This window comes from Enterobacter sp. A103, from assembly GCF_034427535.1.
GTDB lineage: Bacteria > Pseudomonadota > Gammaproteobacteria > Enterobacterales > Enterobacteriaceae > Enterobacter > Enterobacter asburiae_B.
The window spans coordinates 21,006-29,256 of the sequence record NZ_JAXQPQ010000017.1; the positions used below are offsets into that span (position 1 = coordinate 21,006).

7 protein-coding genes and 1 pseudogene are annotated in these 8,251 nt (G+C 51.8%); all 8 read right to left on the reverse strand.

Features of this window, described 5'->3' with window-relative positions; genetic code table 11:
- Positions 1–62: 62 nt before the first annotated feature.
- Complete coding sequence (gene rpoB / locus SPH27_RS22230) at positions 63–4,091, reverse strand: DNA-directed RNA polymerase subunit beta (RefSeq protein ID WP_023334099.1); 4,029 nt, start codon at positions 4,089–4,091, stop codon at positions 63–65.
- A 319-nt stretch (positions 4,092–4,410) separates the two neighbouring features.
- Positions 4,411–4,776 carry a 50S ribosomal protein L7/L12 gene (gene rplL / locus SPH27_RS22235; RefSeq protein WP_006176746.1) on the reverse strand — a complete coding sequence of 122 codons (366 nt, stop codon included), beginning with the start codon at positions 4,774–4,776 and terminating at the stop codon, positions 4,411–4,413.
- A 66-nt stretch (positions 4,777–4,842) separates the two neighbouring features.
- A complete protein-coding gene (rplJ, locus tag SPH27_RS22240) occupies positions 4,843–5,340 on the reverse strand; it encodes a 50S ribosomal protein L10 (RefSeq protein WP_001207203.1) in 498 nt (165 codons plus the stop codon).
- A gap of 291 nt (positions 5,341–5,631) precedes the next feature.
- Positions 5,632–6,336 carry a 50S ribosomal protein L1 gene (rplA, locus tag SPH27_RS22245; protein ID WP_006810530.1) on the reverse strand — a complete coding sequence of 235 codons (705 nt, stop codon included), beginning with the start codon at positions 6,334–6,336 and terminating at the stop codon, positions 5,632–5,634.
- Between the two features lie 3 nt (positions 6,337–6,339).
- Positions 6,340–6,768, reverse strand: coding sequence for a 50S ribosomal protein L11 (rplK, locus tag SPH27_RS22250; RefSeq protein ID WP_008503452.1), 429 nt, complete (start codon positions 6,766–6,768; stop codon positions 6,340–6,342).
- Between the two features lie 155 nt (positions 6,769–6,923).
- Entirely contained in the window at positions 6,924–7,469 is a 546-nt protein-coding gene (gene nusG, locus SPH27_RS22255) for a transcription termination/antitermination protein NusG (protein ID WP_002438628.1), read from the reverse strand.
- 1 nt (position 7,470) lies between these two features.
- The gene (gene secE / locus SPH27_RS22260; protein WP_014068449.1) at positions 7,471–7,854 is read right to left on the reverse strand and encodes a preprotein translocase subunit SecE; all 384 of its coding nucleotides are present in this window, start codon (positions 7,852–7,854) and stop codon (positions 7,471–7,473) included.
- A 228-nt stretch (positions 7,855–8,082) separates the two neighbouring features.
- Positions 8,083–8,251, reverse strand: a pseudogene (gene tuf / locus SPH27_RS22265) (elongation factor Tu); the annotation flags it as partial.

An 8,251-nucleotide genomic window follows, 5' to 3' on the forward strand; every position in this document is an offset into this window, starting at 1 on the left:
CGGAGTTAGCACAATCTGGTGCCGGGGGTTAACCCGGCACCAGTGACCTGTTTGAGCGAGAATTACTCGTCTTCCAGTTCGATGTTGATACCCAGCGAACGAATCTCTTTCAACAGTACGTTGAAGGATTCTGGCATGCCCGGCTCCATCTGATGGTTGCCGTCCACGATGTTTTTATACATCTTGGTACGACCGTTCACGTCATCAGACTTAACGGTGAGCATTTCCTGCAGGGTGTATGCCGCGCCGTATGCTTCCAGCGCCCACACTTCCATCTCCCCGAAGCGCTGACCACCGAACTGCGCCTTACCACCCAGCGGCTGCTGAGTAACCAGGCTGTAAGAACCGGTAGAACGAGCGTGCATCTTGTCGTCGACCAGGTGGTTCAGTTTCAGCATGTACATGTAACCTACGGTTACCGGACGCTCGAACTGTTCACCGGTACGGCCGTCAAACAGCGTAATCTGACCAGACGTTGGCAGACCACCCAGTTGCAGCAGCTCTTTAATTTCAGCTTCTTTCGCACCATCGAAGACCGGCGTTGCGATTGGCATACCTTTTTTCAGGTTCTCAGCCAGACGCAGCACTTCTTCATCGCTGAAGGTATTCAGGTCGACTTTCTGACGCACGTCGGTACCCAGATCGTAGGCACGCTGGATGAATTCACGCAGTTTCGCGACTTCTTCCTGCTGCTTCAGCATGGCGTTAATCTTGTCGCCAATACCTTTCGCAGCCATACCCAGGTGAGTTTCCAGGATCTGACCGATGTTCATACGAGACGGTACGCCCAGCGGGTTCAGTACGATATCTACCGGCGTACCGTTAGCATCGTGCGGCATATCTTCGATCGGGTTGATCTTAGAGATAACACCCTTGTTACCGTGACGACCTGCCATCTTATCACCAGGCTGGATCTGACGCTTAACGGCCAGATACACCTTAACAATCTTCAGCACGCCTGGTGCCAGATCGTCGCCCTGAGTGATTTTGCGGCGTTTCGCTTCGAGTTTTTTCTCGAACTCGTGTTTCAGTTCGTCATACTGCTCAGCCAGCTGTTCCAGCTGATTTTGTTTCTCTTCGTCGGTCAGGCCCAGTTCCAGCCAGCGATCGCGTGGCAGTTTGTCGAGCTTCTCAGCTTCAACGCCACCGGCAACCAGCACCGCATAGATACGGCTGAACAGACCCGCTTCGAGGATCTGCAGTTCTTCAGACAGGTCTTTCTTAGCCTGTTTGAGCTGCATCTCTTCGATTTCCAGCGCACGCTTATCTTTCTCAACGCCGTCACGGGTGAAGACCTGAACGTCGATAACCGTACCGGAAACACCGTTTGGTACGCGCAGAGAAGAGTCTTTAACGTCAGACGCTTTCTCACCGAAGATTGCACGCAGCAGTTTCTCTTCTGGCGTCAGCTGGGTTTCACCTTTCGGTGTAACCTTACCAACCAGAATGTCGCCGCCGGTCACTTCCGCACCGATGTAAACGATACCGGATTCATCCAGTTTGGAGAGCGCAGCTTCACCCACGTTAGGGATGTCAGCGGTGATCTCTTCTGGCCCCAGCTTGGTGTCACGGGACACACATGCCAGTTCCTGAATGTGGATGGTGGTGAAACGATCTTCCTGAACCACACGCTCGGAGACGAGGATGGAGTCTTCGAAGTTGTAACCGTTCCACGGCATGAACGCTACGCGCATGTTCTGACCGAGCGCCAGTTCACCGAGGTCGGTGGACGGACCGTCTGCCAGCACGTCGCCGCGCTCAACTGGCTCACCCAGAGATACGCAAGGCATCTGGTTGATACAGGTGTTCTGGTTAGAACGGGTGTATTTGGTCAGGTTATAAATGTCGATACCAGCTTCGCCCGGATACATCTCGTCTTCGTTAACTTTGATAACGATACGGGATGCATCGACGTACTGAACAGTACCGCCACGTTTAGCAACTGCAGTAACACCGGAGTCAACGGCAACAGCACGTTCCATACCGGTACCAACCAGCGGCTTATCAGCGCGCAGAGTTGGAACGGCCTGACGTTGCATGTTCGCACCCATCAATGCACGGTTGGCGTCATCGTGTTCCAGGAACGGGATCAGGGACGCACCGACGGATACCACCTGCTGGGTGGATACGTCCATGTAGTCAACCTGGTCGCGGCTGAACAAGCTGGATTCGCCTTTGCTACGGCAGGTAACCAGATCTTCTACAAAGTGGCCTTCGTCATCCAGGTTGGAGTTCGCCTGAGCGATAACGTAGTTGCCTTCTTCGATAGCAGACAGGTAGTGAATTTCGTCGGTTACAACACCGTCGGTCACTTTACGGTACGGGGTCTCGAGGAAACCGTATTCGTTAGTCTGTGCGTACACGGACAGGGAGTTGATCAGACCGATGTTTGGACCTTCAGGCGTTTCGATTGGACATACGCGACCGTAGTGCGTCGGGTGTACGTCTCGAACTTCAAAGCCTGCGCGTTCACGGGTCAGACCGCCTGGGCCGAGTGCAGAGATACGACGTTTGTGCGTAATCTCAGACAGCGGGTTGTTCTGGTCCATGAACTGAGACAGCTGGCTTGAACCGAAGAACTCTTTCACTGCTGCAGAAATCGGCTTGGCGTTGATCATATCCTGAGGCATCAGGGTATCCAGATCGCCCAGAGACAGACGCTCTTTCACCGCACGCTCTACACGTACCAGGCCAACGCGGAATTGGTTTTCCGCCATTTCGCCTACGGAACGGATACGACGGTTGCCGAGGTGGTCGATATCGTCCACTTCGCCTTTACCGTTACGGATATCGATGAGCTTCTTCATCACTTCGATGATGTCGTCTTTGCTCAGGATACCGGAACCTTCGATTTCGTCGCGCAGCAGAGAACGGTTGAACTTCATACGACCAACCGCGGACAGATCGTAGCGGTCTTCGGAGAAGAACAGGTTCTCGAACAGGCTTTCCGCCGCTTCGCGAGTTGGTGGCTCACCAGGACGCATCATGCGGTAGATTTCGACCAGCGCGCTCAGACGATCGGTGGTTGGGTCGACGCGAATAGTCTCAGAGATATACGCGCCGTGGTCCAGATCGTTGGTGAACAGCGTTTCGATACGTTTGTGGCCAGACTGGCTCAGCTTAGCCAGCAGATCCAGGCTCAGCTCCATGTTCGCTGGGCAGATCAGCTCACCCGTTGACTCGTCAACGTAATCTTTCGCGGCTACTTTTCCTGCAATGTACTCAACCGGAACTTCGATGAGTTTGATATCATCTTTTTCCAGCTGGCGGATGTGGCGCGCGGTGATACGACGACCTTTTTCCACATACACTTTGCCGTCGGCTTCGATGTCGAACGACGCGGTCTCGCCACGCAGACGTTCCGGCACCAGCTCCATCTGCAGCTTGTTGTCGCGGATTTCAAAGATCACTTTCTCAAAGAACAGGTCCAGGATCTGTTCAGTGGTGTATTGCAGCGCACGCAGAATGATGGTTGCAGGCAGCTTACGACGACGGTCGATACGGACAAACAGGTTGTCTTTCGGATCGAACTCGAAGTCCAGCCATGAACCACGGTAAGGAATGATGCGTGCGTTATACAGTACTTTACCGGAAGAGTGTGTTTTACCTTTATCGCTGTCGAAGAAGACGCCCGGGCTACGGTGCAGCTGGGAAACGATAACACGCTCAGTACCGTTGATAACGAAAGTACCGTTGTCTGTCATGAGTGGAATTTCACCCATGTAGACTTCTTGTTCTTTAATGTCTTTTACGGTGCCTTCCGGCGCTTCGCGCTCGTAGATCACCAGACGCAGTTTTACGCGCAGCGGTGCGGAATAGGTCACGCCACGGATCTGACATTCCTGAACGTCAAACACCGGTTCGCCAAGGCGGTAGCTGACGTACTGCAGCTCGGAGTTACCGCTGTAGCTCTGAATCGGGAACACGGAGCGGAAGGCTGCTTCCAGACCGTACTGCCCTTCAGGATCTTGCTCGATAAACTTCTGGAACGAGTCAAGCTGGATAGAAAGGAGATATGGAATGTCCAGAACTTGTGGACGTTTACCAAAATCCTTACGAATACGTTTTTTCTCGGTATAGGAGTAAACCATAGGGTTCCTCAGCTCGCTGACAAGTCGACCCATCTGTCCGACGAAGGGACAGTTTGTGCAACACCATTTTGTGGACCGGAAAATTGAATACTTTCCGCAATACCTGTTGCTATCACGCTTAAATCATTTCGTCGCGATTTACACAGAGCGAGCACCCTGTCGCAATATATTAAGTCGTCGATAGAAACATGCATTGTCAGGACAATCAGCAGTCAAACAGTGTGAAATGCTACTGATGCCTTACAGCGCAAAAAGGCTGGTGACTAAAAAGTCACCAGCCATCAGCCTAATTACTCAGGCTGCAACCAGAAAAGTTGGCTTATTTAACTTCAACTTCAGCGCCAGCTTCTTCCAGAGATTTTTTCAGTGCTTCTGCGTCGTCTTTGCTCACGCCTTCTTTCAGCGCAGCTGGAGCAGATTCTACCAGGTCTTTAGCTTCTTTCAGACCCAGGCCAGTTGCGCCACGTACTGCTTTGATAACAGCAACTTTGTTAGCGCCAGCAGCTTTCAGAATTACGTCGAATTCAGTTTTTTCTTCAGCAGCTTCAGCCGGGCCCGCAGCTACAGCTACAGCAGCAGCAGCAGAAACACCGAATTTTTCTTCCATTGCAGAAATCAGTTCTACAACGTCCATTACGGACATAGCTGCAACTGCTTCAATGATTTGATCTTTAGTGATAGACATTTAAATTGTTCCTGAAAATCAGAATAAGTTTATACGTAAGCAAATGCTTTATAAAGATAACTGCGATTAAGCAGCTTCTTTCGCATCGCGAACAGCAGCCAGAGTGCGAACCAGTTTGCCAGCCGAAGCTTCTTTCATGGTTGCCATCAGGCGTGCAATTGCTTCTTCGTAGGTCGGCAGGGTTGCCAGGCGATCGATTTGCGATGCCGGGATCAACTCACCTTCAAAGGCTGCAGCTTTGACCTCAAATTTTGCATTCGCTTTCGCGAACTCTTTGAACAGACGAGCAGCAGCGCCCGGGTGTTCCATAGAGTATGCAATCAGGGTCGGACCAACAAACGTGTCTTTCAGGCACTCGAACTGAGTACCTTCAACTACGCGACGCAGCAGGGTGTTACGAACAACACGCATGTATACGCCAGCTTCACGACCTGCTTTACGCAGTTCAGTCATTTTGTCTACAGTAACGCCACGGGAATCCGCAACTACTGCAGACAGCGCGCCTTTGGCTACTTCGCTGACTTCAGCAACAATCGCTTGTTTGTCTTGAAGATTTAAAGCCATTAGCTTTGCTCCTGGATGTTTGCCGGAACTCATGTTCCGGAACTCACTTCACTCTCCCAAACGGAAAGAGCGTCTTAATACGGTGAGCAGAAACAAGCCAGAGTATCCAAAAATAATCTTAGCGTTCTGTCACCGTCTACGCAGGGGATTAAGTCTCTTGCGAAACACCTGCGGTCTTCGACGGAGGCCTGGATTAGGCCAGGCTCCAACGAACAAATCTTTTAGCCGCTAACTTTCGTTAGCAAACGTGGGGGTAAGATTGTAGACAAAATCACCGCCCACGTAAAGGCATTAGTTTGCAGCAGCGCTCAGGCCAGCCTGGTCAACTGCAACACCTGCACCCATGGTGGTGGAGATGCTAACTTTCTTGATGTACACGCCTTTCGCCTGAGTTGGTTTTGCTTTTTTCAGCGCAACCAGCAGAGCTTCCAGGTTTTCTTTCAGTTTGTCAGCGTCAAAGTCCACTTTACCGATGGTGGTGTGGATGATGCCGTTTTTGTCGTTACGATAACGAACCTGACCTGCTTTAGCGTTCTTAACCGCTTCAGCAACGTTAGGAGTTACAGTACCGACTTTCGGGTTAGGCATCAGGCCGCGTGGACCCAGAACCTGGCCCAGCTGGCCAACAACGCGCATTGCATCTGGAGAAGCAATAACAACGTCAAAGTTCATTTCGCCTTTCTTGATCTGATCAGCCAGATCTTCCATACCTACCAGTTCAGCGCCGGCAGCTTTAGCAGCTTCAGCGTTTGCACCCTGAGCAAATACAGCTACGCGAACGGAACGGCCAGTACCGTGTGGCAGTACAGTTGCGCCACGAACGTTCTGATCGGATTTACGCGCGTCGATGCCGAGGTTAACGGCAACGTCAACGCTTTCAACGAACTTAGCAGTTGCCAGTTCTTTCAGCAGAGCGATAGCTTCGTTGATGTCGTACTGTTTGGTCGCATCAACTTTGTCACGGATCACGGACATGCGCTTGGTCAGTTTAGCCATTTCTTAGTCCTCCACTACCAGGCCCATGGAACGTGCAGTACCTTCGATTGAGCGAGTCATCGCTTCAATGTCGGCACCAGTCATGTCGGCAGCTTTGGTCTGCGCGATTTCCTGCAGCTGAGCGCGGGAAATTTTACCCACTTTGTCTTTGTTCGGTTTACCGGAACCAGACTTGATACCAGCCGCTTTCTTCAGCAGAACAGCTGCTGGAGGGGTTTTGGTAACGAAAGTGAAAGAACGGTCAGCGTAAACAGTGATTACGACTGGGATTGGCAGACCTTTTTCCAGGGATTCGGTTTTGGCGTTGAACGCTTTACAGAATTCCATGATGTTCACACCCTGCTGACCCAGAGCTGGACCAACTGGTGGACTTGGGTTCGCCATACCAGCTGCAACCTGCAGCTTGACGTAGGCTTGTACTTTCTTAGCCATTGTAAAATCCTCTGATTGGGTGATAGCGCCTCAGGGAGGCTCCCCGTGAATAAAATTCGTTTTACGGGCCGGGCCCATAAAAACAAAAGGCGCGAAATTGTATTCCAATCTCGCGCCCTGTGCAACGATTAAATCGCCGCTTTTTTGATCGCTGCTTAGGCTTTTTCGACCTGCGCAAAGTCCAGTTCTACCGGGGTCGCACGACCGAAGATAGAAACAGAAACTTTCAGGCGGGACTTCTCGTAGTCCACTTCTTCAACCACACCGTTAAAGTCAGCAAACGGACCGTCGCTAACACGAACCATTTCACCCGGTTCAAACAGCGTTTTCGGACGCGGCTTATCACCCACCTGCTGCAGGCGGTTCATAATCGCATCAACTTCTTTGTCGCTGATTGGCGCCGGACGGTCAGACGTGCCGCCGATAAAGCCCATCACGCGCGGTACGCTGCGCACCAGGTGCCAGCTCGCGTCGTTCATCACCATCTGAACCAGCACGTAACCCGGGAAGAATTTACGCTCGCTTTTGCGACGTTGGCCGCCACGGATCTCAACCACTTCTTCGGTCGGAACCATAACTTCGCCAAATAACTCTTCCATGTTGTGTAATTTGATATGCTCACGCAGCGACGTTGCTACGCGGCCTTCAAAACCGGAAAACGCCTGAACGACGTACCAACGCTTTTTAGGGGCTTCAGACATCTTAGAACCTCAGGCCAGTAATAAAGGAAACCAGGCGAACCAGAATACCATCCAGTCCCCACAGGATCAGTGACATTACCGCAGTCACTGCAGCCACGATCAGCGTGGTGTGCAATGTTTCCTGGCGAGTCGGCCAAATGACCTTGCGGACTTCGGTACGTGCTTCGCGAGCGAAAGCAACGGTTGCTTTACCCTTAGTCGTCAACAGCGCGACACCGCCCGCTGCAGCAATCAGAATCACCACTGCCAGCGCGCGGAGCGGCAGCATCATGTCACGATAAAGATAGTTGCCAACGATTGCCACAATCAGCAGCACGGCAACAGCGACCCACTTCATCGCTTCCAGGCCGCGCCCGCTCCCTTGAGCTTCGGTATTCGCACTCATAAACCAACCTGTCAGAAGAATTCTACAAATAATTTCACCCCGCGATTGCGAGGCGAGCCAAATCGAAACGCTAATCCCTTTATGGATTATACGCTCTCTGCAGAGCCTGTCTCAGCAATGATTATGACAAAAATAATCACTGATGAGCCAGGTTCTGATGTGAAAGCGTGCAAAAAGGGCATCAAATGATGCCCTTTTCATGCGCATTGCGTCAAATGTTATCAGCGATTAGCCGAGAACTTTAGCAACCACGCCCGCGCCAACGGTACGGCCACCTTCACGGATTGCGAAACGCAGACCGTCGTCCATCGCGATTGGGTGGATCAGAGTCACAACCATCTTGATGTTGTCGCCTGGCATTACCATCTCAACGCCTTCTGGCAGTTCGATGGTACCG